Genomic DNA, 22,290 nt, shown 5'->3' with positions numbered 1-22,290 from the left:
ATCAAAAAGCAAAGCGATCAAAAAGCAAAGCGATCAAAAAGCAAAGCGATCAAAAAGCAAAGCGATCAAAAAGCAAAACGTTTCTAATAATCTAAGAGCAAAGCAAGTCTAAAGGCAAAGCCGTTTCTAACAATCAAAGCACTTCCTTCAATCGAAACTCAAACTTTAAAACGGTTTCTCCTCGTAATACTTTTAAACGCATGCGTTTGTTTTCTTTACCTTGTAATATTCCCGTGACTTTACTAAGAGTCATTTTATCAACTACTTTCCCGTTGATCGATACAATAACATCGCCTTCCCTAAGTCCTGCAAGTTCTGCTGGTGAGTTTTTACGGATTTCTGCAATTTCATAAGCCTTTACCAGACTGAACGAATTGTAATGTTCAAAGACTACATTAATGTCACCTGCTCCCGTTTGGCGTCCGTAATTGGTTTGTAGTGTACTATTACGTTTTTTTACTTCTTGAATCACACGCATTCCGTTATGCTGTAATTCTATTCCGCTCATATTATATCGAAATGGATCTGAGAAATATCTGCTTTTTCGAAGACGTATGCGTTTATTTCCATAATCAAATACAACTCTGAAACGTTTCAATATTTCACCACCAATACTTCCATTGCGTTCTTTAAAGTTTTTTACATAGGTAATTGCTGTAGAATCTGGAAACGCCACTTTTGCATTTTCAAATGAAAACATACCTATGTTAAACTTTTTGACGCGTGCTCGCATTCCATAAATACTTCCGCTGAGTCCTCTTCCCAAAAAATCGTCAAACTTATTTTCAGGAATTGTAATTCGTTGTTCTATGTCTTCAAAAAGCCACAAAGCATCACTTCCGCCAGAATCTATCAATAATTTGACAGGAATATCTGGTTCTTTATCTTCTTCTATGGCAACAGAAACATCTATGTACGGTTTATTATTCCGAAAAGTCAAAGGCAAATCTGTACACTTCCTGCATTTCCGATATTCATAGGATTCTGGATTGTAAAACTTTATTTTTTCTGTGCTATAATTAATCTCAACAATAAAATCTTTAAACACATCATAGCCAATAATTCCATGAATGGGAACTCCCAAACGCGTAGACATGTTGATTTCTTGATCGAGAATGATATATAATTCTAAGTTGAGTTTGAGAATATCATTAATTTTAAACGTATCCGATCGTGCTTTTACAGCTTGAATAGCTTCTCCAGAACCCAATCCGCGAAGTTGAATGCGTTCTTGCTGTTCTATGGAGAGTGAATCGCCAGGATTTAAACTAAACATAATCGGTTTGTTCACTCCTGAATCTAACAGAAAAGACATTTCTACACCATTAATTTCCACAGGAATAATGATAAGATTGTTGATCAATTTAAAACGTACAGAAGCTTTTTCCTTTCCGCCCATTATATTGAACTTACTCTGTGCCTGAGAAAATCCAGCCACACAAAGCAATAAGAGAATGATATGTTTTTTTAGTGTTTGCAAACTATAAGAGGGAAATTGGTAACATACTAATATACAAAAAATAGTATTTTTTTAACGAAATTTATATCTTTTTTAACGTTGTTGAAAATATCTTAAATCGCTTAAAATTATAAAATATATTTTGCATTTTTGTACTCATTAAAATGTAAGACTATGCCAACTATTTCTAACAAAGGAATTGCCATGCCACAATCGCCAATTCGTAAATTGGTTCCGTATGCAGAAGACGCTAAAAAACGTGGCACTAAAGTATATCACCTCAATATCGGTCAGCCTGATATTAAAACTCCAAAAGTAGCACTAGATGCCATTAAAAATAATGACATTGAAGTATTGGCGTATAGTCGCTCTGAAGGTTCAGAAGAATACCGAACTAAAATTGCAGCATATTATGCAAAGAATGATATTCACGTAAGTGCAACTGACATTATTGTGACTACAGGAGGAAGTGAAGCTTTATTATTTACTTTTGGAAGTATCATGGATGCTGGTGATGAAGTGATTATTCCAGAGCCTTTTTATGCAAATTACAATGGTTTTTCAACAGCTTCAGGTGTAAAGGTTGTGCCTGTCATTTCTAAAATGGAAGATAATTTTGCATTGCCTCCAATTGAAGAGTTTGAAAAATTAATTTCTCCAAAAACAAAAGCAATTTTGATTTGTAATCCTGGAAATCCAACAGGGTATTTATATTCAAAAGAAGAAATTCAAAAATTAGCAGCAATTGTTAAGAAGCACGATTTATTCTTAATTGCGGACGAAGTATATCGTGAGTTTGCCTATGACGGGTTAACGCATTATTCCGTAATGCAAGAAGCTGGCTTGGAAGAAAATTCAATTGTGATCGACTCTGTATCAAAACGTTACAGCATGTGTGGTGCACGAATTGGTTGCATTGTTTCTAAAAACAAAGATTTTATGGCTACTGCCTTAAAGTTTGCTCAAGCACGTTTATCACCTCCAACCTATGCTCAAATTGCTAGTGAAGCTGCTTTGGAAACTCCGCAAAGTTATTTTGACGATGTGATTGAAGAATATGTAGAACGTAGAAATACATTGGTTTCAGAATTACAGAAGATTGACGGTGTTCGTGTCGCAAATCCGAAAGGAGCTTTTTATTGTATTGCAGAATTGCCTGTAGAAAGTGCTGACGATTTTGCACAATGGCTTTTAGAAAAATTTGATTGGAATGGTGAAACAATTATGGTAGCTCCTGCAGCAGGATTTTATTCTACGCCAGGCATTGGATTGAATCAAGTTCGAATTGCTTATGTATTAAAGAAAGAAGACTTAATTACTGCTGTTACTATTTTAAAAGAAGCACTAAAAGCATACAACGCTTAATTATTTAAAAACGACTATTTGATTACGATACAACATAATGTTTCTTTAAAGAAATTCAATACGTTTGGTATTGACGCAAAGGCAAAATATTTTATTTCTGTTTCCAACAAGCAGGAATTGATTGAAGCTTTACAGTTATCACAATTTTCTGATTATTTTATACTTGGCGGCGGAAGCAATATGCTTATAACTAAAGATATTGACATTCCAGTCTTACATATCGACTTTAAAGGAAAAGTAATTGGCCCTCCAAATTCACAAGGTGAAGTTATTGTTAACATTCAAGCTGGTGAAAATTGGCATGAGTTTGTACTTTGGTGTATTGAAAATGGTTATGGAGGTGTTGAAAATTTATCGCTCATTCCTGGGAATGTTGGAACTTCACCTATTCAGAATATTGGCGCCTATGGTGTGGAATTGAAAGATGTTTTTGTAGGCTGTAGCGCCATTGACATAGAAACTCAAGAAGAAAAAATGTTCTTTCTTGAAGATTGTAATTTTGGTTACCGAAATTCAATCTTCAAGAATGAAGCAAAAGGAAAATATATTATCATTTCAGTAGCATTTAAGTTAACTTCTAAATCACACAAATTGAATACTTCTTACGGAGCTATTCAGCAAGAATTGGAAAGTAATAATATCACAGATCCAACCATTAAAGATGTAAGTGATGCCGTGATTGCTATTCGTCAACGAAAGCTTCCAGATCCAAAGGAAATTGGAAATAGCGGAAGTTTCTTCAAGAATCCTGTTATTCCAAAAGCTGCATTTGAAATTTTACAAAGCAAACATTCAACTGTTCCACATTATGTAATGTCTGATACGGAAATTAAAGTTCCTGCAGGTTGGCTGATTGAACAATGTGGTTTTAAAGGAAAACGTTTCGGAGACGCAGGCGTTCATAAAAATCAAGCTTTGGTTTTAGTGAATTATGACAATGCAACTGGTGCAGAAATCCTTGCTTTATCTAAAAAAATACAAGAAACTGTTTTAGAGAAATTCAATATTGCAATTGAAGCGGAAGTGAATGTGATTGGTTAGATCGCTAATCTTTAGATCGCTAACGCTGTTAGATTATTAGTATCGCTTCGCTGTTAGATTGCGCTGACGCGCTTTTTAGAGGATTTTAGATGTTTGGTTTCTTTAAATCTTTTAGTTTCGACATGATTTTTATAGTTATGTAGTTGTTAATAAAATCTTTAAGGTATGTTATTTAGACAAACATTATTTGACTTAAACAATGTTTCGTCAATTTTACATTCATTTATAAACTAAAAAAGCATCTCCAAAAGAGACGCCTTTTCACTGTTTAGTAAGCACTAAAAATTAATATTTGAATCGTACTTGAATTACACTCATAACTCCAGACTTGATCGTTGTCCATTGTCCCGTAAATTCACCTCCGTAAGAAGCTGCAATCGCTGGTCCAAACTTTTGAGCTTCATCATTGCTAAATAATGGTCCTGCTAATACATCGGTTACAAACTCATTACTTCCAGTACTTTCGGTAGATAACTCTAATCCTACTACGCTCATTTTACTTGGAACTACTGTTGTCCAGTTGCCGTTCCACTTTCCTTGACGTGCTGCTGCAATATGTTCTGCAATTGCTGGTGCTTCTTCGTTGTTCCAAATTGGTCCTGCTCTAAAATCTAATTTGTATGTTGACATGATTTTTATTTTTAAAATGGTTAATGTCCTACTCTATTTATAAAGGCTTTTCGGTTTCGCCTGTTGGTTCAAAATATTTCGGTAGCTACTCAATCGAATTTTATATTTTGATCTGTTACAAATGTCTATAATATTGATATTCACCGTAAGAGGGAATGAGCCTATTTTGAAAAATCAGGCTGAACTACTTGGTATTTTTCTTTTCTGTTTTTATGGATATATCAAATAAAAAAACCTCTTATTGCTAAGAGGTTTTTGTAAAATGAACTTATTACAATCGATTAGGTAGTATACTTACAAACATATTCGTATGTATACGGACTATCATACGTGTCTATAATTAAAGCACATCCATATCCCATTCCCCAATCTAGTCCAGTATTCCAAACATCATGCGATTTTTTAATTTGATGATCTTTTGTATATCCTGTATTTGGGTTTGATGGAAATCCATTAAGGTATATTTGAGCATATAACTTTAAAGGAACTTTGCTTGATGTAGTTCTAATATGAAGTTTCCCTTGAAACTCATACGCTTCCATTGTAAATTTAATGTTGCCTTCCGCTTTTCCAGCTGTTCCGTTACCACTCTTTGCTGCTACAGCATTTGCACTTTCTGCAACTTTGTTTAATACTTTTTCTTCTACTTGATTACTCATAATATATAGTTTAAATTGATTAATACTGCGTTTTTTTAAATGGGTTCTGCACTCCATTGCGATCTTGTTGGTACAAATGTCAAAAGATTTAAAAACCTGTGTAAGAGTACATTAGCGCAATTTTTAAAATTAGGCTGAACCTACATTTTATGCGGTCTGTTTCCCCAATGTTTTACCTATAGGTGATTCAACGGCATTTACTAGGTAATTCAACCTGTTTTGAGTTGAGAAGCATTTTTATTGGAAGTTTATACAGTATCTTCAACTTGAAAACGGATAAACCCTTAAACCAATCATTATGAAAACAATTAGTAAATACGCAGCTTTTATTGCAATTATATGTAGCTCTTTTGTAGCATGTAAACAAGAAAAACCAGAACTGACAAATTCAAGAGTTGTCAATTGGAACCTTTGTACAGACAGTACAGCATATGAATCACATAAACTAGGAAATGAAGAAGCCGAAAGTGGACTTCGCAAGTATAAAACTTATATTGATAATGTTAGAGATACACTAGCAAAAGATGCTCCAGGCGCTTTTCCAGATATGGCAGATAAACTAAATTATGGCTCGGAAGTAGATTTTGATATGCTCTTAGAAGTCTTGGCACATCGTAAAGTAGAATGTAGCGACAAATTATTTGTAATGAATGCTATACGACCAAAGAAAGAGGATGGAAAAACAATTAAAGGAGAATTTGTAACCGAAATCATGTTTGTAATTGAATCTATCGATAAAAATGGAACTTTATCACATACTTATTTCGATTTTACACGACCTTGCCCAAATGGTTGTCCAAAAAAAATTCCTACATTGGAATATCCACCTACAACAAATGAACCTATTCACTAATGGATTCTAGCGTTACACTAAATAGTATTTATTTTCATACTGCAAACATTGCATTGTTTTGTCTCTGTATTAATGTAGCGCTATGTCTTCTATTTTGGAAAAAACTAAATACACCTTTTAAACAATTAGCCTACTTTCTAATTTGGAATGTAATCATTGAAATTCTAGTACTAATTGTTGCAGCTTTAGGATATAAAAATAACTTGCCACTTTTACATGTATACACATTGGGCGAGTTTATTTTATTTTCATTTTTCTATAGAAGTTTATTAGACAAACCTGTGTTTTTCAGAAAATACTTTTGGCACTTTTTGACTTTAGGAAGTTTGTTAATTGTGTACAATTCTATAGCTATTCAAAGCATTTTTGTATTCAATAGTTTTTCAAAAACATTTGTACAACTCACTATCATCGGTTTTGCCATTGTTTACTTTTATAATCTTGTAGAAAACCAACAGTTTTCTCCTGTCATATCCAAAAGTTTACGACTGATCAACTCTGCCATACTTGTTTATTATTCAGGAAGTTTATTTATATTTATGTGTAGCAATGTATATTTTGAGAATGCGCAAGTGTATGATATTTTTTGGATTTTTAATGCACTGTTAAACGTTCTTTTTCATTTACTTATTTTAGTAGGATTATGGAAAGTATTTTTCAAGAAAACAACTTTATAATACTAATTGTCATTGGTATTCTGATTATGCTTGCTTTTGCGATGGCATTTGTCCTTTTTGTGAATTATTCTCAAAAGAAAATCCTAAAAGAACAGATGCGCATTCAGAAGTTAGATTATAAACATCAGGAAGAATTATTGCATGCAACCATTTTGACGCAAGAAAAGGAAAGAAACCGAATTGCTAGAGATTTACACGATGAAATTGGATCTAAGTTGAATGTGATTTTTCTAAATATTTGTCGATTGAAAAAACATGGTAAAAAGCATGAAGAAATTGACCTCATTACCAATGAAGTAGAAAGCGTGATTCATACAACTATAAACTCAATCCGGTTTATTTCGCATGAATTATTACCGCCAACGCTCGAAGAATTCGGGTTGATTGAAACGATTCGAGAGCTACAATATAGTTATAATAAATCTGGTGATGTTCATATCGATTTTACAACTTCAGAAAAGACAAAACCGATCACTAATTCTTTAATCGAATTGAATCTTTTTAGAGTCATTCAAGAGCTCATTAACAATTCTATTCGACATGGGAAAGCTACTGAAATTGACATGCATTTATCTGCTGAAGAAACAGCTATAAAATTACACTATGAAGATAATGGAACTGGTTTTGACAGTTCTCAAAAAAACTATAAAAAAGGTCTTGGAATGAAAAATATTGAAAGTAGACTGCGCATTATCAATGCAACTTACACACTGAATTCATCTATTGAAAATGGCACCAATGTCGTTATTGATTTAATTCCTATACCATCTGACACAATTTAATCCAACTTACCATGAGAACCATTTCTATTGCCATTGCCGACGACGAAGCTTTATTCCTAAAAGGAATGAGTTTACTATTAAACGCCTACGAACACCTTCAAGTAGATTTGGAAGCTGAAAACGGAGTCGATTTATTAGAAAAATTAGCCGCAAGCGAACAATTACCCGATATTTTATTGCTCGATTTGAAAATGCCTAAAATGAACGGAATTGAAGCGGCAAAACTCATCCAAAAGAAATATCCGAAATTAAAAATCATTGTGATTTCTACACATTTTAGCAGAGCCTTTATTATTAATATGATTGAATTGTCAGCAGTAGCGTATTTGCCTAAAAACTCACAACCCGAAGAAGTGGTAGAAACGATTGAAGAAGTGCATAAAAAAGGATTTTATTATAATGATGAAGTCTTGGCTATTATTCGAGAAAATATCATCTCAAAGAAAAAACCGAAAGCACAGTTTTCAGTAGAATTAACGAATAGAGAGAAAGAAGTTTTAAAACTGATTTGCGAACAATATACAGCTCCAGAGATTGCCGAAAAACTATTTATCAGTGCCAGAACGGTTGACGGACATCGCAATAATCTGTTATCTAAATTAGAGTGTAGAAATGTAGCAGGATTGGTTGTTTATGTATTGCAAAATCAATTGATCGATATTCCTTTGTTACGAACGAATGGGAAGTGATTTGGGTCTTGGGTCTTGGGTCTTGGGTCTTGGGTCTTGGGTCTTAAAAATATGTTTTTTTGTTGATTTGTTGATTTGTTTAGCTAGGAATCAATTTAAAATTCAACGTTTAGCATTTAGCATTTAGCATTTAAAATTCAAAAAAACCACATCTACTTCTTAGGCGGATATTTCTCAAAAGCTTTTAATAAAATAGCTTTAAAATACGCGTCGCGTTCTTTTGGTGTAGCTTCTTCTTTAAAATATCCTTCTACAATTGCTTGCCAAAATAGTTGGTCTTCTCGGACATCGACCAGATCAATTACTACTTCCTGATTTCGTTTTGAATTAATTGGCAATCCAATGGTAACACCGCCGCCAGCATTGCGTCCACCACCGCCAACACCTACGCCAACTCCAGCATTTCTATCTGGTTCAAAAGCGGCCGTTTCAATATTAATATAAAAATCTGGAGTCGCAGTTTTTATAAAACCGCGCGATTGCATAATGGAATCTGTTAAGCGAAATAAACGTTTATCATTCAGCTTGCTCAAACCCGTTTCAACTTCTGGAAAATAATTATAGGTTTTATATTTAGCAAAATTGGTGTTTCGGTCATAATCAAACATTGCTTTTGGTGTCGAACAAGACACAAATACGAGCAATAAACAAAGTGTTCCTAAATATTTCATAGCGTTTCTTTTTCATCAAATTCATTACAAGATAGGAATAATTATGCCATAAAAAATCCTGTTTCATGGGAAAAACAGGACTTTAACTTTATCTTATATATTTTGTATTTATTCTTTATCAAACAATGCTTTATGAATAAATCCAGCTACAATAGCTCCTAAAATTGGTGCTACCCAAAACAGCCACGTTTGTGGTAAATAATCGCCTCCAGCAAATAATGCTTGACTCGTAGAACGTGCCGGATTCACCGAAGTGTTTGTAATTGGAATACTAATTAAGTGAATCAGCGTTAAACACAAACCAATCGCAATTGGCGCAAATCCTTTTGGAGCTCTTTCATTCGTACTTCCTAAAATGACCAATAAGAAAAAAGCCGTAAGTAAAAATTCAGCAATAAAAGCGGACATCATGGAATAGTTATCTGGCGACAAATTATCATATCCGTTGGCGGCAAAACCTCCAATTTCTTTATCAGAACCTGTAAGAATTAAATACAAGGCACCTGCGGCAAGAATGGCTCCAACGAGTTGGGAAATAATATAACCTGGTAAATCTTTCCCAGAAAACTTTCCTCCAGCCCAAAGTCCTAAGGAAACTGCTGGATTAAAATGTCCTCCCGAAATATGCCCTACGGCATACGCCATGGTGAGTACTGTAAGACCAAAAGCTAACGAAACTCCTACAAAGCCAATACCAACATTTGGATATCCTGCGGCAAAAATTGCGCTTCCACAACCGCCAAATACAAGCCAGAATGTTCCAAAAATCTCTGCAAAATACTTCTTCATAATGTATATGTTTTATTGATTAGTATCTTCAATTTAGAAAAAAAAGTCTTACAACGCTTCTTAACTTACTAACAACTAAGTCACTAAAACCTTGCTATTTTTCGTCTCACCTTTATTTATCACTTGCAAGCCTTCGTTTTAATTTTTCAAAATTGTTAATATTTAATTTGAATATTGACATTTATCAATCTTACAAAAAACCGTATCTTTGCATAAGATTTATCATAATTTACATCGTATAAAATCTACCATCACAATCTTTTAAGATATATAGAGATTGATTGTAGCTAATTCTATTCGATTGAATTTATAAAATAAAAACACACAAATGAAACTTGCATTATTAACAGTTGGCTTATTATTACTCAGTGTTGCAGGAATTGCAATTAAAATTTGGGCAAAGAAAGATGGAAAGTTTGCAGGAACTTGCGCAAGTCAAAACCCAATGTTAAATAAAGATGGAGACGCTTGTGGATTCTGCGGAAAAACTCCAGATCAGTTTGATACTTGCTCGGAACCACAACACAAATAATAAGTAGTTAGCTCCTCTCCTATTTTATGATTACTTTTCTTTTGTATGCATTGATAGCTATGGCAGCTATTCAAGTACTTTATTTTTTTCTTTTTGGAGTATTCGCTTTTGAGAAAGCAAAACAAAACAAGCCTAAAAACATTCCTGTTTCTGTGATTGTTTGCGCAAAAAACGAAGCCGAAAATCTTAAAATCCTAATTCCGCAACTTTTACAACAATCGTATAAAACGTTTGAAATTGTATTGATCAATGATGCTTCTTCCGATGATACCAGAGATATTATTGAAGAATTTGAAGCCAAGAACAACCATATTAAAGTTGTCAATGTTGAAAATAATGAAGCATTTTGGGGAAATAAAAAATATGCTTTAACGCTTGGAATTAAAGCGGCTACTTACGATTATTTAGTATTTACAGATGCCGATTGCGCACCTGCTTCGCAAGATTGGCTGACCGGACTTACACAGCATTTTTCAAAGACGAAAACAATTATTATTGGATATGGTGCTTACGCGAGAAAGAAAAATTCGTTCTTAAATCTTTTGATACGATTTGAAACGTTAATGGCAGCCATACAAGCATTCAGCTATGCAAAATTAGGCATTCCCTATACAGCTGTTGGTCGAAATTTAGCCTATCACAGAAGCGAATTCTACAAAGTCAACGGTTTTGTAAATCATATCAAAATACGATCTGGCGATGACGATTTGTTTATCAAAGATGCTGCAACAGGCAAAAACACCACCATTTGTTATGCTCATAACAGTTTTACCATTTCGCAGCCAAAAAACAGTTTCGGTTCATGGTTTCGTCAAAAAAGAAGACACGTTAGCACGTCATCTCATTACAAATTCATTCATAAATTCTTATTAGGTGTTTTTTATACTTCGCAAGTATTATTTTGGGCACTTGCCATCTTTCTATTGTGTACAGATCTTTGGAAACTTACTTTAGGAATTATTGGAATTCGAATTGTTGTTCAATATTTTATTGTTGGATTTTCGGCACGTAAACTCAAAGAACAAGACTCCTTATATCTGCTTCCAATATTGGAAGTCTTTTTAATTATCATTCATTTTGGTATCTTTATAGCAAACATGATTTCAAAACCAACGCATTGGAAATAGCAGAAACGATTCTGAAAGCATACATACAAAAAGCTAAATTGGGCAATCAAGTAGCTTTCAATTTTCTTCTAAATTCTTTTTGGAATGATGTATATGGTTTTCAACTCAAACGTGTTCAAAATGAGAACGATGCGGAAGACATTACCATTCAAACTTTCTCTAAAGCTTTTGATAAAATTGACACGTATGACGAGCAGTACAAGTTTAAAACGTGGTTGATTACCATTTCTAAAAATGTACATATTGACTTTCTTCGCAAGAAAAAAAAGCTGATTGAAACTACGGGTGAACAGGAAGAAGAAGTCTATCAAATCATTGATGATGGTCCAACTCCGGAAGATAAAATCATTACAGAACAAAACTTAGCCAAACTTTTGCGTGATATTAAAAAGCTAAAACCGCATTACCAAGAAATCATCAATTTACGCTACTTTCAAGAGTTGAGTTACAAAGAAATCTCCGAACAACTGCAAGAACCAATGAATAATGTAAAGGTGAAATTATTGCGTGCTAAAAAGCTACTTGCAGAAATTATTCAAAAACAATGAATGCTTCTTTTCTTAAAAAACTAGGCCCAGGATTATTATTCGCTGGAGCTGCCATTGGTGTATCACATTTAGTAAATTCTACCAAAGTGGGCGCAGAATTCGGTTTCGGATTGCTCTGGGCATTATTGCTTGTGAATTTATTCAAATATCCGTTCTTTCAATTCGGACCACGATATGCTGCTGCCACAGGCGAAAGTTTGTTAGATGGTTATAAAAAACTAAGCAAAGGATTATTGGTTGCGTATTTCATTCTATCCTTTGCAACCATGTTTACCATACAAACCGCCGTAACTATTGTCACAGCTGGTTTGGCAAAACAATTATTTGGAATTGATTTTACCATGGCCGTTTGGAGTACCATTATCACATTAATTTGCTTGGGAATTTTAACAATGGGACGTTATTCCTTTTTAGATAAATTGATGAAAGTCATCATCATTACACTAACCATAAGTACCATTTTTGCTGTTACTTTTGCAATTTCTAATGGAAATGAAGCCTTAACTATTGGACAAATTTTTCCAGAAGGAGCTGGACTTACACTCTTAATTGTTTTTATGGGATGGATGCCAGCACCGCTAGATATTTCGATTTGGCACTCGCTCTGGGCAATTGAAAAACGTCAAGAAACGGAAGATTTCACGCCAAAAACAGCTTTGTTCGATTTTAATTTCGGTTATATTGTCACGATCATTTTAGGTGCTTGTTTTATTGCTTTAGGTGCGTATGTGATGTTTGCTTCTGGAATAGAATTTTCTTCAAAAGGTGGTGAATTTGCTTCACAACTTATCGATTTATATACCAAAAACTTAGGAAGCGGCGCGTATATTATTATTGCTATTGCAGCTTTTACCACCATGTTTAGCACCACATTGACCACTTTAGATGCTTCTCCAAGAGCCATGGCAAAAACGAGTCAGTTGTTATTTGGAAAGTACATCAAACACAGTTATATCTTTTGGATGTTGATTCTGGTTGCAGGAACTATTCTGATTCTGACACAATTCTTAACAGAAATGTCAACGCTTATCTTTATTGCTACAGCTTTATCTTTTATAACTGCACCATTTTATGCCATTTCCAATTACGTACTTATTACCAGTAAACATACTCCAAAAGAATGGCAACCTAAACTCAGATTGCGTATTCTAAGTTGGTTGGGAATGTTGTTTTTAACTGGATTTTCTATTTGGTATCTTTTTACGCTTTAGGGTTTTTGGGTGTTAGGTGTTAGGGAAAATACTTTTTCATTTTACATTTTGAGTTTTGCATTTTAAATTTTGTTTGTTCATTTGCTCATTTGTTCATTTGTTCGTTTGTTCGTTTGTTCGTTTGTTATGGTTATTGGTTTTTCAATTTAAAATTCAACATTTAGCATTTAAAATATAATAGCTTAAAGGCTCAAAACAAAATCAATTCGCAATCATCATCACAAGAAGAATCATTAAAAAACATTCGTGAATTCGTGACAAAAACTTTGAAGTCTGAATTATAAAGATGTTTTCAAACGACAATCCACAACTAACAACGAGTCACAAACAACTAACAACAAATATTATTTTCAAAGAGATTCTTTGTATCTTTGCTGTTCATATTTTGAACGAATAGCATAGCTACTATGAGTGTAGAAACAAAAGCAAGTGTATTACCTCCAAAAGGGAAACCGAAATGGCTTCGTGTGAAGCTTCCAACAGGAAAGAAATATACCGAACTTCGTGGATTGGTTGACAAATACAAATTGAATACGATTTGTACGTCTGGAAGTTGTCCAAATATGGGCGAATGCTGGGGCGAAGGAACAGCCACTTTTATGATTTTAGGAAATGTATGTACACGCTCGTGCGGATTTTGTGGTGTAAAAACTGGACGACCAGAAACGGTTGCTTGGGATGAACCTGAAAAAGTAGCGCGTTCTATTAAAATCATGAAGATTAAACACGCCGTTTTGACTTCGGTAGATCGTGATGATTTAAAAGATATGGGAAGTATTATTTGGGCAGAAACTGTGAAAGCGGTTCGCCGAATGAATCCTACAACTACACTAGAAACCTTGATTCCAGATTTTCAAGGGATTGAACGTCATTTGGATCGTATTGTAGAAGTGTCTCCAGAAGTAGTGTCTCACAACATGGAAACGGTACGTCGTTTGACGCGTGAAGTACGAATTCAAGCGAAATATGATCGTAGTTTGGGTGTATTGAAATATTTGAAAGATCAAGGAATTAACAGAACTAAATCGGGTATTATGCTTGGTTTGGGAGAAACGGAAGAAGAAGTGATTCAAACACTGCACGATTTAAGTGCTGCGAATGTGGATGTCGTTACGATCGGACAGTATTTACAGCCAAGTAAGAAACACTTACCTGTAAAACGTTTTGTAACACCTGCTGAATTTGATCGTTACCGCGAAATCGGATTGGAATTAGGTTTCCGTCATGTAGAAAGTGGTGCGTTGGTGCGTTCTTCGTATAAAGCACATAAACATATTGATTAATTTTGAATGTTAAATTCAGAATTATGAATTATAAATTTTAGGCTAGTCGCTTTCGCTTCTAGCCTTTTTTCTTCTTTTCTTTTTTTGTCATTGACTTTGTAGAATTTTCGATTTCCAAATGACTTCTACTGAGCTTGTCGAAGTAAGAGAGGAATCCAATTTGAATGAAAAACTGAATAATTAAGCGGCTTTCTAGAACTCTTGCTTTTGTCACGAATTCACGAATTGTTCTGTTTTGACTCTAAAGCGTCATTTCTAGTGGTTTTTTCATTACGCAGTAAAATGAAAAAATTGTATCGAGAAGTGCTTTAAAATACTCAGTTTCCAAGTACTTCTCCAAAGCTATTCCACATCTAGCTGAACTTGATGCAGCATCTCATCATCTTTTTGAATGATAGAAAAACGCTCTTAATCCTCTTCTCTATTTTACCACGAATTCACGAATTGTTTTTTTCACTTAACGTCACTTCGAGTGATTCGCCTAAGCGAATTGTATCGAGAAGTGCTTTGAAAGACTCAGTTTCCAAGTACTTCTCGATAGCTACTCCACGTCATGCTGAACTTGATTCAGCATCTCATCATCTTTTTGAATAATAGAAAAACGCTCTTAATCCTCTTCTTTATTTTTACCACGAATTCACGAATTGTTTTTTTGTTTTTCACTTAACGTCACTGCGAGGAAGCATGACGTGGCAGTCTCATTCTAAGAAGATTTAGAATTTACTAAGAAACAGATTGCCACGCATTTTTCATTTCGAAAAACTCAATATAAAATGCTCGCAAAGACGTTTTGAAAAGATCTGTGTTTCAATTAGTACATTTTCAAATTATCAAATAGATACATTAAAAACACCCCATACCGACAAGGGTTCAACCCTTCCAAGCACCTTTTTAAGTATTCCAAAAGTATTTCGAAGCAATACATTAATACCTCGAAGTATTAATGTAACGATTAAAAGGACTTGTTTATAGCTTTTAAGTGTCTGATTAGTACAAAAAAGCCTTTTATGATGGTTTTGAAGTATTTATTTAATCCTTCAAAATAGTTTCGGAATCATTCAAACATGTTTTGGATACCTCCAAAGTTGTATTTAACAACTATGATGTGCTTATGTATGAAATGAAAGTGCTTCGTTGCGGCTTTTATTTCCTAATTGAACATATATTAATTCATTAGTATATGCTCAAATTATCAAATTGACACATTAAAAACACTTTCCTACAAATTTGTATCTTGTATTCGTACAAAAATTTTAGAATACAGAAATAAGCATGAGCAAACCAAAAGAGATTTTAGAGTTAGAGGCAGTGTATGGTATTACGTTGGAAGAAACGAAGGATGAGAATGAAATTATAAGTTGGAGAAATTCTAACATATATTTTTTGAGTAAGGACAAACAAATAATTGGGTTGAACTTAAGAAAAAATAAAATTAAGGAAATTAAGGGTTTTAATAGTCTAACTGAACTAAAAAAACTAAATATTTCTGGTAATCAAATTTCTAAAATTGAAAATCTTGATAAGTTGAAAAAACTATCAACTTTACATCTATATGGCAATCAAATTTCTAAAATTGAAAACCTTGAAAAGCTCACTAATCTGTTGACCTTATATATATATATATGGCAATCAAATTTCTAAAATTGAAAACCTTGAAAAACAAACAAATCTTCACGAATTAAATATTTCTTATAACAGAATTTCTAAAATTGAAAACCTTGAAAAGCAAACAAATCTTCAGAAATTAAATATTTCATCTAACAAAATTTCTAAAATCGGAAATCTTGAAAAACTAATTAGCTTAGTTCAACTTGATATTTCAAGCAATAAAATTGCTAAAATCGAAAGCCTAAAATCTTTAATCAAGCTTTCAAGATTAAATATATCAAGTAATACAATAAACGATTTAAAAGAATTAAAAACTATTATACTATTAAATAGAATAAAGTATTTAAATATAGAAAACAATCCCTTTGTTAAGCGCATAAATATATCATTAAATCAAGATGAAAATCATCTAAATATTATCAAAAGTGAATTACAAAAATTATATGAAAATAGAATTACTATTCAGTTACCAGTAAAAATAATTCTACTAGGGAATCATGCTTCTGGTAAATCTACACTTTTAAAATATTTACAAACAAAAGATTGTTCTAAGCTTGAAGTAGCTAGAAATACAAGTACACATATTTTTTCTACAGTTCCTAGCAAAGAACGTATAAACTATAACTTACCTAAAGCCATTTTTTATGATTTTGGAGGACAAGATTATTATAATGGCATATATCAGGCCCTTTTAACACTCGGAGCAATTAATATTCTTGTTTGGACTCCTAAAAGTGATTCTAATTCTTTATTAAAAAAAGATAATAACGATAATCCTATTCAGAATCGCAATAGAATGTACTGGTTATCAGAATTACAATATTACTTTCAAAAACAAAATGACAATAACTACAATAATCCAATACTCTTGATCCAAACCCATGCGGATGAGGATAATAGTAAACAAAATTTGAAATTACCATATAAAGAATACAACATAATTGATGAATTTCATCTATCATTTAACTTAAATCATTCTACATTACGTAATAAAGCCGCATTAAATTATTTAAAAGTTACTTTATGGGATATTATTGAAGTTCAATCATCAAAAAAAATAGTTCCAATTTGGTATCCCAATTTTCTAAATTATATCATTAATAAAAAAAGTAGCGATGCCATTTCACTTAATACAATTGTTAAATATTACAAAAGAGAAGGTTTGTCTATAAAAGACAAAAAAAAATATCTTAGAGAAGATTTAGAACAACTAGCACATAAAGGCTTAATAATATACTACAAAAATGATTATATATTAAATGATGTTGCTTGGTTGAATCCAACAAAAACAATTAGTAAAATTTATAGAACTGTTCTAAATAGGAAGAACTTAAATAATGGAAGAATTAGTTACAAAAAATTATCAAATCTAAATATTGATGATAAAACCATAAAATTATTGTTAAATGAAAAAATAATTTTCAAAAATAATACATCAAGTCAGTACATTGTTCCATCCTGTTTACCTATAATTATTAATTCTAACAAAAACCATTGGCTAGAATCTTTTTTAAATACTCCTGCTTTTGTCTTAAAATTTAAAAATTTTATTCCAAGGAGGATTATAATTTTATTGACGCAAACAATAAATAAAAGTTTTGATATTGAATATTATAGAGAAGATCAATTACTTTTTCATTATACTAACAACTTTATTGTTTGGATAGTTTTAGACTCTTCAAAACTAACAATCACTGTTAGAACAAAAACAAAAAACACAGAAGAAAAAAAGAATTTAAACAAATATAATCGATATATTTTTATCGAAATTTTACTTGCATATTGGCAAACAAAAGTACAAATAAACAAAAGTAGCCAAATAAAAAAATACTATGAAGAAATTTTAGCTCAAATTGGAATTCCCAAAGATTTGTACATATCAATTGATGGAAAAATATTTGTTTATTTTATGTCATTGATAGATTCAAATAATCAAAATTCTAGAACATTTACATATTCAATAAATGAAAATGATTTGATTGAAAACTTATCATATAAACATAATAAAAGTAAATACAAATATTTCTTACCTGACAAAAATATTAAACTAAAAAAGATATTTATTTCCTATTCCAGAAAAGATGTGGAATATAAAGATGAACTACGCAAGCATTTAAACATGCTAAAATTGTTTGATGTCGCTGATAATTGGAGTTGTGAAGATATTACGATTGGAAAATGGCACGATCAGATTCAAAAGGAATTGGAAGAAAGTGATTTGGTGATTTTTATGTTGTCGATAAACTTTTTTAATTCACGTTATATTATTGAAAATGAAGTATTGGAAACGATGAATTCCATCGCCAATGGGAAAGACAAAAAAGTATACTGCATTATTGTGAGTGAGTTTCCAAGATTGGAGAAGTTTGATAAAGAAAGTATGGATACTACACAACAAAAGATTTTAGAACTCGGTGATTATCAATTCGGAATGTATATTCAAGAAAGAAACGAAACTACCGGAAATAAGGAGGAATATATTATCAGCTTGAAAGAAGCGAAACGCAAAGGCATTTTGGATGGTCAATTAACGAAAATCACTGAGAAGATTTTGGAAGAGATACAGAAGTCTTAGTTTTATTTTTTGTCAGAAACATACGAATTATAGATATTCAAAGCGTCTCTTCGAGTGGTTTTTTCATTACGTAGTAAAATGAAAAAAATGTATCGAGAAGTGCTTTGATATAGATAGTTTCTGAGTACTTCTCGATACAATTTTTCTTCATTCCATTTCGAAAAACCACTCGAAGTGACGTTTGTACATGTAATAATCTGAAGCTTCAAAAATACGTCACTGCGAGGAAGTATGACGTGGCAATAACATTCCTAAAATCGTACATCATAAATCTACTTTAGGATATACAACACTTACTGTACAACAATTCCAAATTTTAATTTATTGACTTTTCAGAACACCATAGTACCTATTCAGAACATTTAAAAGTTATGAGGTATCATGTTATATATCTTTGTTTAGATTTATTCATTTATGAACCCCAATCCTACCTATCTAAAATCTACTTTAATATGCAAAGACTATTACTTTTACTCATTTTTATTACAGTAACAACTACCAATTATGCGCAAGGCATTTTTGATAGTTCTATACACACTGCCACTACTTTTGGGAGTGTCAATTCTCCTGGCGGAGAAGGGGCACAAAATGTAATTGACCAAAATTCAAACACAAAATATTTAGATTTTAATGCCAATGATGGTATCGGTTTTCAAGTCGATATGTTAGGTGTTGCAAGTAGAGTCACGAGTATGGAATTTGTTACTGCTAATGATGCTCCAGAAAGAGATCCGACAAATTATGAAATTTTTGGTTCTAATGACGGCACCAACTTTACAAGCATTACTACAGGCGTAATTCCATGTATTTCAACACGTTTTTTTTCAAGAACATTTTCTTTCCAAAATACAAATTCGTATACACATTATAGATTAAATTTTACAGGAACTTGTAGCGCGTCATCCATTCTTCAAATTGCAGATGTGCAATTAATTAATTGCGATATAGCCATCAATACGCAACCTCAAGATGTAAGTGTTATTGAAGGCAGTGATGTTAGTTTTAATGTTGTAGCTTCGGGTACCAATAGTATGTATCAGTGGTACGGAGAAGGAGAGCTTATTACTAATAAAACTACTACTGATGGATTAGGGAATAATGTTTGTAGAGGAGTATACGAATCCAACGGCACTATTTATGCAGGTACATTTGGAGGTTTATCAATATCTACTGATGGAGGAACTACATTTACCAATAAAACCACAACAGATGGATTAGGGAGTAATATCTGTTCAGATATATACGAATCCAACGGCACTATTTATGTAGCTACATCTGGAGGTTTATCGATCTCTACAGATGCAGGAAATACCTTTACCAATAAAACCACAACAGATGGATTAGGGAATAATAACTGTGTAGGGGTATACGAATCCAACGGTATTATTTATGTGGCTACAAGTGGTGGAGGTTTATCGATCTCTACAAATGCAGGAAATACGTTTACTACTAAAACCACAACAGATGGATTAGGAGATAATTTCTGTCGAGATGTATACGAATCCAATAGTATTATTTATGTGGCTACAAGTGGAGGTTTGTCAATCTCTACTGATGCAGGAAATACTTTTACCAATAAAACCATCGCTGATGGATTAGGGAATAATGGTTGCCTAGCAATATACGAATCCAATGGCACTATTTATGCGGCTACAAGTGGAGGTTTATCCATCTCTACTGATGGAGGAAATACCTTTACCAATAAAACCATCGCTGATGGATTAGGAAATAATTTCTGTCGAGATGTATACGAGTCCAACGGTACTATTTATGTCGCTACAGATGGAGGTATATCGATCTCTACAGATGGAGGAGCTACTTTTACCAACAAAACCACAGCTGATGGATTAGGAAATAATATTTGTAATGGTGTATACGAATCCAACGGTACTACTTATGTGGCTACAAATGGAGGTTTATCTATTATCAGCTCTTTTGTACCAATAGCGGGCGAAACCAACGCAACACTTACGCTAAATAATGTACAATTGGCAGACGATGGTGGTCAATACTTTGTAGAGGTGTTTAATACATCAACATGTAACGAGCAAAGTAACCTAGTTACATTAACAGTTGATCCTTGCGATATAGCCATCATGACTCCGCCTCAAAATGTAAGTGTTATTGAAGGAAGTGATGCTAGTTTTAATGTTGTAGCTTCAGGTACCAATGTTATGTATCAGTGGTACGAACCAGGAGAGCTTATTACCAATAAAACCACAACAGATGGATTAGGGAGTAATGTTTGTTATGATGTTTATGAGTCCAACAGTATTATTTATGTGGCTACAAATGGAGGTTTATCGATCTCTACAGATAGAGGGAGTACGTTTGCCAATAAAACCACAACTGATGGATTAGGGAATAATGTTTGTAATGGAGTATACGAATCCAACGGCACTATTTATGTGGCTACAAATGGAGGTTTATCGATCTCTACCGATGGAGGAAGTACGTTTACCAATAAAACCACAACAGATGGATTAGGGAATAATATTTGTAATGGAGTATATGAATCCAACGGTACTATTTATGTGGCTACAGTTGCAGGTTTATCGACTTCTACAAATGGAGGAACTTCTTTTACCAATAAAACCACAACAGACGGTTTAGGGAGTAATGTTTGTAATGGAATATACGAATCCAACGGCACTATTTATGTGGCTACAGATGGAGGTTTATCGATCTCTACAGATGCAGGAAATAATTTTATGAATAAGACCACAACAGATGGATTAGGAACTAATGATTGTCTGGGCGTATATGAATCTAACGGCACTATTTATGTGGCTACATTTGGAGGCGGTTTATCCATCTCTACAGATGCAGGAAATAATTTTATGAATAAGACCACAACAGATGGATTAGGGAGTAATATTTGTTTTGATGTATACGAATCTAACGGTGCTATTTATGTGGCTACACCTGGAGCTGGTTTATCGATTTCTATAGATGGAGGAAATACCTTTACCACTAGAACGACAGCTGATGGATTAGGGAGTGATTTTTGCCGAGGAGTATACGAATCCAACGGCACTATTTATGTAGCTTCAGGTGATATAATTTTTGGTGGTAGTTTATCTATTATCAGCCCTTTTACACCATTAGCAGGCGAAACCAACGCAACACTTACGCTAAATAATGTACAATTGGCAGACGATGGTAGTCAATACCTTGTAGAGGTGTTTAGTTCATCATTATGCAGTGTTCAAAGTAACCTAGCTTTCTTGACAGTGGATGCAACTTTAGGGGTTGACACCAATACTATCATTGAAAAACTGAGTCTTTATCCTAATCCTTCTCATAGCATATTAGCTATTACTGGACTTAAAGAAATTAAAGATTATGTAATTTATGATATTCAAGGAAGTAAGATTGTTCAAGGTAAGATTACAAATAATCAGCCTATTAATATAGAGAAATTACAATCTGGTGTTTATTTTTTAAAATTAAAAGATGTAAAAAACGTTTTTAAATTTATAAAGTTGTAACCTAGATTTACCAAGACAAAAATTATCAACTTTTTAAAGCACTATGAGTTTGGTGTATTCATTAAAAAGTTTTGTGCAGAATTATACATTTTAGGCTAGTTGCGCTTCGCTTCTAGCCTTTTTTGACGTTCCGCGTCATGCTGAACTCAATTCAGCATCTCATCCATTTTCTATTTTTTTTGTCATTGACTTTGTCGAAGTAAGACAGGAATCTCTTTTGGTCACGAGTTCAAGAATTGTTCTGTTTTGATGCTGAAGCGTCATTTAGAGTGGTTTTTTCATTATGTAGTAAAATGAAAA

The 22,290-nt window shown here is 33.0% G+C and carries 19 protein-coding genes; 14 read left to right on the top strand and 5 right to left on the bottom strand.

Features of this window, described 5'->3' with window-relative positions; genetic code table 11:
* Nucleotides 1-133 precede the first annotated feature (133 nt).
* Nucleotides 134-1,480, bottom strand: a complete 1,347-nt coding sequence (locus tag Q0845_RS10555) for a PDZ domain-containing protein (RefSeq protein WP_298512613.1) — start codon at nt 1,478-1,480, stop codon at nt 134-136.
* Between the two features lie 153 nt (nt 1,481-1,633).
* Between Q0845_RS10555 and Q0845_RS10550 the strand changes: the two genes are divergently transcribed.
* Together Q0845_RS10550 and murB are read left to right on the top strand one after the other, a co-directional pair.
* Nucleotides 1,634-2,824 (top strand): pyridoxal phosphate-dependent aminotransferase, encoded by a 1,191-nt coding sequence (locus Q0845_RS10550; protein ID WP_298512609.1) that lies wholly within the window; start codon nt 1,634-1,636, stop codon nt 2,822-2,824.
* Between the two features lie 21 nt (nt 2,825-2,845).
* On the top strand, nt 2,846-3,865 hold the full coding sequence (murB, locus tag Q0845_RS10545) for a UDP-N-acetylmuramate dehydrogenase (protein WP_298512625.1): 1,020 nt from the start codon (nt 2,846-2,848) through the stop codon (nt 3,863-3,865).
* A gap of 285 nt (nt 3,866-4,150) precedes the next feature.
* Here the strand turns inward: murB and Q0845_RS10540 are convergent, their stop codons facing one another.
* Nucleotides 4,151-4,495 (bottom strand): mannan-binding lectin, encoded by a 345-nt coding sequence (locus tag Q0845_RS10540; RefSeq protein ID WP_298512607.1) that lies wholly within the window; start codon nt 4,493-4,495, stop codon nt 4,151-4,153.
* A 281-nt stretch (nt 4,496-4,776) separates the two neighbouring features.
* On the bottom strand, nt 4,777-5,154 hold the full coding sequence (locus Q0845_RS10535) for a hypothetical protein (protein ID WP_298512605.1): 378 nt from the start codon (nt 5,152-5,154) through the stop codon (nt 4,777-4,779).
* A 298-nt stretch (nt 5,155-5,452) separates the two neighbouring features.
* On the opposite strand from Q0845_RS10535, the gene Q0845_RS10530 reads away from it, so the two are divergent.
* Genes Q0845_RS10530 through Q0845_RS10515 form a run of 4 tightly spaced genes read left to right on the top strand, consistent with a single transcriptional unit; the run spans nt 5,453 to nt 8,155 of the window.
* Nucleotides 5,453-6,007 (top strand): hypothetical protein, encoded by a 555-nt coding sequence (locus tag Q0845_RS10530; protein ID WP_298512602.1) that lies wholly within the window; start codon nt 5,453-5,455, stop codon nt 6,005-6,007.
* Complete coding sequence (locus Q0845_RS10525) at nt 6,007-6,684, top strand: hypothetical protein (RefSeq protein WP_298512600.1); 678 nt, start codon at nt 6,007-6,009, stop codon at nt 6,682-6,684. Before Q0845_RS10530 ends, Q0845_RS10525 begins: the two co-directional genes overlap by 1 nt.
* Nucleotides 6,651-7,466: a sensor histidine kinase gene (locus tag Q0845_RS10520; RefSeq protein WP_298512598.1), complete on the top strand. Its 816-nt coding sequence runs from the start codon at nt 6,651-6,653 to the stop codon at nt 7,464-7,466. The genes Q0845_RS10525 and Q0845_RS10520 overlap by 34 nt, the downstream gene beginning before the upstream one ends.
* Nucleotides 7,467-7,477: 11 nt before the next feature.
* Nucleotides 7,478-8,155 carry a response regulator gene (locus Q0845_RS10515; RefSeq protein WP_298512596.1) on the top strand — a complete coding sequence of 226 codons (678 nt, stop codon included), beginning with the start codon at nt 7,478-7,480 and terminating at the stop codon, nt 8,153-8,155.
* Between the two features lie 152 nt (nt 8,156-8,307).
* Here the strand turns inward: Q0845_RS10515 and Q0845_RS10510 are convergent, their stop codons facing one another.
* Both Q0845_RS10510 and aqpZ read right to left on the bottom strand, forming a co-directional pair.
* Nucleotides 8,308-8,826 (bottom strand): DUF4136 domain-containing protein, encoded by a 519-nt coding sequence (locus tag Q0845_RS10510; protein WP_298512594.1) that lies wholly within the window; start codon nt 8,824-8,826, stop codon nt 8,308-8,310.
* A gap of 108 nt (nt 8,827-8,934) precedes the next feature.
* Complete coding sequence (gene aqpZ, locus Q0845_RS10505; RefSeq protein WP_298512592.1) at nt 8,935-9,615, bottom strand: aquaporin Z; 681 nt, start codon at nt 9,613-9,615, stop codon at nt 8,935-8,937.
* 328 nt (nt 9,616-9,943) lie between these two features.
* On the opposite strand from aqpZ, the gene Q0845_RS10500 reads away from it, so the two are divergent.
* The 8 genes from Q0845_RS10500 to Q0845_RS10465 all read left to right on the top strand — a co-directional run bounded on the left by Q0845_RS10500 (nt 9,944) and on the right by Q0845_RS10465 (nt 21,990).
* Nucleotides 9,944-10,147 (top strand): membrane or secreted protein, encoded by a 204-nt coding sequence (locus Q0845_RS10500; protein WP_298512589.1) that lies wholly within the window; start codon nt 9,944-9,946, stop codon nt 10,145-10,147.
* 26 nt (nt 10,148-10,173) lie between these two features.
* The gene (locus Q0845_RS10495) at nt 10,174-11,274 is read left to right on the top strand and encodes a glycosyltransferase (RefSeq protein WP_298512587.1); all 1,101 of its coding nucleotides are present in this window, start codon (nt 10,174-10,176) and stop codon (nt 11,272-11,274) included.
* The gene (locus Q0845_RS10490; RefSeq protein WP_298512584.1) at nt 11,265-11,822 is read left to right on the top strand and encodes a sigma-70 family RNA polymerase sigma factor; all 558 of its coding nucleotides are present in this window, start codon (nt 11,265-11,267) and stop codon (nt 11,820-11,822) included. The genes Q0845_RS10495 and Q0845_RS10490 overlap by 10 nt, the downstream gene beginning before the upstream one ends.
* A complete protein-coding gene (locus tag Q0845_RS10485) occupies nt 11,819-13,033 on the top strand; it encodes an Nramp family divalent metal transporter (RefSeq protein ID WP_298512582.1) in 1,215 nt (404 codons plus the stop codon). The genes Q0845_RS10490 and Q0845_RS10485 overlap by 4 nt, the downstream gene beginning before the upstream one ends.
* Before the next feature lie 407 nt (nt 13,034-13,440).
* Complete coding sequence (gene lipA / locus Q0845_RS10480) at nt 13,441-14,316, top strand: lipoyl synthase (RefSeq protein WP_298512580.1); 876 nt, start codon at nt 13,441-13,443, stop codon at nt 14,314-14,316.
* Between the two features lie 1,272 nt (nt 14,317-15,588).
* Entirely contained in the window at nt 15,589-15,957 is a 369-nt protein-coding gene (locus Q0845_RS10475; protein WP_298512578.1) for a leucine-rich repeat domain-containing protein, read from the top strand.
* The gene (locus tag Q0845_RS10470; protein WP_367180660.1) at nt 15,929-18,499 is read left to right on the top strand and encodes a leucine-rich repeat domain-containing protein; all 2,571 of its coding nucleotides are present in this window, start codon (nt 15,929-15,931) and stop codon (nt 18,497-18,499) included. The genes Q0845_RS10475 and Q0845_RS10470 overlap by 29 nt, the downstream gene beginning before the upstream one ends.
* Before the next feature lie 452 nt (nt 18,500-18,951).
* Nucleotides 18,952-21,990: a T9SS type A sorting domain-containing protein gene (locus Q0845_RS10465; RefSeq protein WP_298512575.1), complete on the top strand. Its 3,039-nt coding sequence runs from the start codon at nt 18,952-18,954 to the stop codon at nt 21,988-21,990.
* Nucleotides 21,991-22,290 lie beyond the last annotated feature (300 nt).

The organism is uncultured Kordia sp. (genome assembly GCF_947489565.1).
Classification (GTDB): domain Bacteria; phylum Bacteroidota; class Bacteroidia; order Flavobacteriales; family Flavobacteriaceae; genus Kordia.
Note: the sequence above shows the minus strand (reverse complement) of the source record. Positions and strands in the feature narration are given on the sequence as shown.

Coding starts and splice junctions, on each gene's coding strand:
- aqpZ (WP_298512592.1), bottom strand. CDS start 9,615: ATGAAGAAGTATTTTGCAGAGATTTTTGGAACATTCTGGCTTGTATTT.
- Q0845_RS10465 (WP_298512575.1), top strand. CDS start 18,952: ATGCAAAGACTATTACTTTTACTCATTTTTATTACAGTAACAACTACC.
- Q0845_RS10475 (WP_298512578.1), top strand. CDS start 15,589: ATGAGCAAACCAAAAGAGATTTTAGAGTTAGAGGCAGTGTATGGTATT.
- Q0845_RS10525 (WP_298512600.1), top strand. CDS start 6,007: ATGGATTCTAGCGTTACACTAAATAGTATTTATTTTCATACTGCAAAC.
- Q0845_RS10520 (WP_298512598.1), top strand. CDS start 6,651: ATGGAAAGTATTTTTCAAGAAAACAACTTTATAATACTAATTGTCATT.
- Q0845_RS10530 (WP_298512602.1), top strand. CDS start 5,453: ATGAAAACAATTAGTAAATACGCAGCTTTTATTGCAATTATATGTAGC.
- Q0845_RS10540 (WP_298512607.1), bottom strand. CDS start 4,495: ATGTCAACATACAAATTAGATTTTAGAGCAGGACCAATTTGGAACAAC.
- Q0845_RS10495 (WP_298512587.1), top strand. CDS start 10,174: ATGATTACTTTTCTTTTGTATGCATTGATAGCTATGGCAGCTATTCAA.
- Q0845_RS10485 (WP_298512582.1), top strand. CDS start 11,819: ATGAATGCTTCTTTTCTTAAAAAACTAGGCCCAGGATTATTATTCGCT.
- Q0845_RS10515 (WP_298512596.1), top strand. CDS start 7,478: ATGAGAACCATTTCTATTGCCATTGCCGACGACGAAGCTTTATTCCTA.
- Q0845_RS10550 (WP_298512609.1), top strand. CDS start 1,634: ATGCCAACTATTTCTAACAAAGGAATTGCCATGCCACAATCGCCAATT.
- lipA (WP_298512580.1), top strand. CDS start 13,441: ATGAGTGTAGAAACAAAAGCAAGTGTATTACCTCCAAAAGGGAAACCG.
- Q0845_RS10500 (WP_298512589.1), top strand. CDS start 9,944: ATGAAACTTGCATTATTAACAGTTGGCTTATTATTACTCAGTGTTGCA.
- Q0845_RS10510 (WP_298512594.1), bottom strand. CDS start 8,826: ATGAAATATTTAGGAACACTTTGTTTATTGCTCGTATTTGTGTCTTGT.
- Q0845_RS10535 (WP_298512605.1), bottom strand. CDS start 5,154: ATGAGTAATCAAGTAGAAGAAAAAGTATTAAACAAAGTTGCAGAAAGT.